Annotated in this window: 1 protein-coding gene and 1 pseudogene; both read left to right on the forward strand. The window is 76.4% G+C overall.

Features of this window, described 5'->3' with window-relative positions:
* A pseudogene (locus tag ACFWN1_RS33110) lies at positions 1–1,122 on the forward strand (ATP-binding protein); the annotation flags it as partial.
* Between the two features lie 131 nt (positions 1,123–1,253).
* The coding region (locus tag ACFWN1_RS33115; RefSeq protein ID WP_384370422.1) for a PucR family transcriptional regulator ligand-binding domain-containing protein at positions 1,254–1,865 on the forward strand (612 nt) is incomplete at its 3' end.

Genomic DNA, 1,865 nt, shown 5'->3' on the forward strand with positions numbered 1-1,865 from the left:
GCCGTGGTCACCGTCGGCGCGGCCGGGGCGGGGCTGGGTCCGGCCGAGGCGTACGACGTGGTGGTCCGCGTCGGCCACCCCGACTCGGTGTACGACCTCGACCTCTACGGCGGCACCACCGACCCCGACGAGGCCGCCGCCGTACTCGCCGAGGCCCTGGCCGGCGACCTCGCCGACGCGCACCCCGGCTCCGACAGCCGCCGCTCCACCACCGTCCTCGCGCAGTTGCTCGGCCCCTTCCGCGCCGTCCACGACCGCTTCCCCTCCGTCCCCGAGCTGCGCGGGCTCCTCGACGGCGCCCCCGGCCCGATCGCCGCGCTGCGCAAGGCGCTCACCGAGACCGGGCACGCGTCCCTGCTGCGCGAACTCGACGCGCGGGAACGGCAGCAGGCGCACCCCGGTGACGTGGCCGCCGTGCTCGCGGACCGGGTCGCGTTGCTGGACCGGCCCGCGTTCGCCGCCTTCTTCGACACCTCCGGCGCGTCGAGGCCCTTCACCCTGAAGGCCCTCGACCACCCGGTCCGGGTCCGCGTCGACCTGCCCCAGCGCGGCCACGCCGACGCCTCCCGCATCCTGGCCCGGCTGGTCCTCGCCCAGTTCACCGCCGCCGTCACCGCCCGCGAGAACCGGTCCCTCTTCGCCTGCCTGCTGCTGGACGAGGCGGCCGGCGTCGTCACCCCCGAGTCGGTACGCGGCATCCAGCGGCTGCGGTCCGCGAACGCGGGCGTCGTGCTCACCCTGCGCACCCTGGACGACGTACCCCGGCCCCTGCGCGGCCCGCTGCTCGGCGCCACCGGGTGCCGCATGGCGTTCTCCGGGCTCACCCCCTGGGACGGGCAGGACTTCGCCGAGGTGTGGGGCAAGGAGTGGATCGAGACCCGGGACGTCACCGACCGGCAGATCATCGCCGAGACCCCGGCCGGCAAGGCCGTGCACATGCTCCGCCGTGTCATCACCGGCCAGGCGCCCACCGCCCGCGCGGTCACCGTCCGCCAGGTCGAACGGGAACGCTGGTCCGCCTCCGAACTCGCCCACGCCGTCCCCCCGGGCCACGCGGTCCTCTCCCTGACCACGGTCCGGGGCGAACACGCGCCGCCCGTGCTGGTGGACCTGCGGGGCTGAGCGGTCCCGCCCGGGAGCCCGCCACCGTACGGTGAGGCAGAATCAGGGTGGGCCGTTCATACGCGGCGGCCAAGACATCACCGCCTCGGGCGGCGCGGACGCCGCGCCGGCCGTCCCGACCTGAAGGTCCCATGCCGCCCACGCTCGCCTCGCTCGTCCACCACTCCGCGCTGAAGCTCACCGTCCGCGCGGGCGAGGACCGGCTCGACGTGCCCGTGCGCTGGGCGCACGTCAGCGAGCTGGCCGACCCCGTGCCGTACATGGAGGGCGGGGAGCTGCTGCTCATCACCGCGCTCCAGCTGGACGCGGAGGACCCCGACGCGATGCGGCGGTATGTGAAGCGGCTGGCCGGCGCGGGCGTCGTCGGCCTCGGCTTCGCGGTCGGCGTCAACTACGACGACATCCCCGAGGCGCTGGTCCAGGCCGCCCGGCGGGAGGGGCTGCCCCTGCTGGAGGTGCCCCGGCGCACCCCGTTCCTCGCCATCAGCAAGGCCGTCTCCGCCGCCATCGCCGCCGACCAGTACCGCGCCGTGACCGCGGGCTTCGCCGCCCAGCGCGAGCTGACCCGGCAGGCGCTGACCACCGGCCCCGAGGGCCTGCTCGCCGCGCTCGCCGCCCAGGTCGACGGCTGGGCAGCGCTGTACGACGCGTCCGGCGCCGTCGTCGCCGCCGCACCCGAGTGGGCAGGACGCCGGGCCGCCCGGCTCACCGCCGAGGTGGAGCGCCTGCGGGAACGCCCCGCC

The sequence above is a fragment of the Streptomyces sp. NPDC058459 genome (assembly GCF_042721685.1).
In the GTDB taxonomy this organism is placed as follows: domain Bacteria; phylum Actinomycetota; class Actinomycetes; order Streptomycetales; family Streptomycetaceae; genus Streptomyces.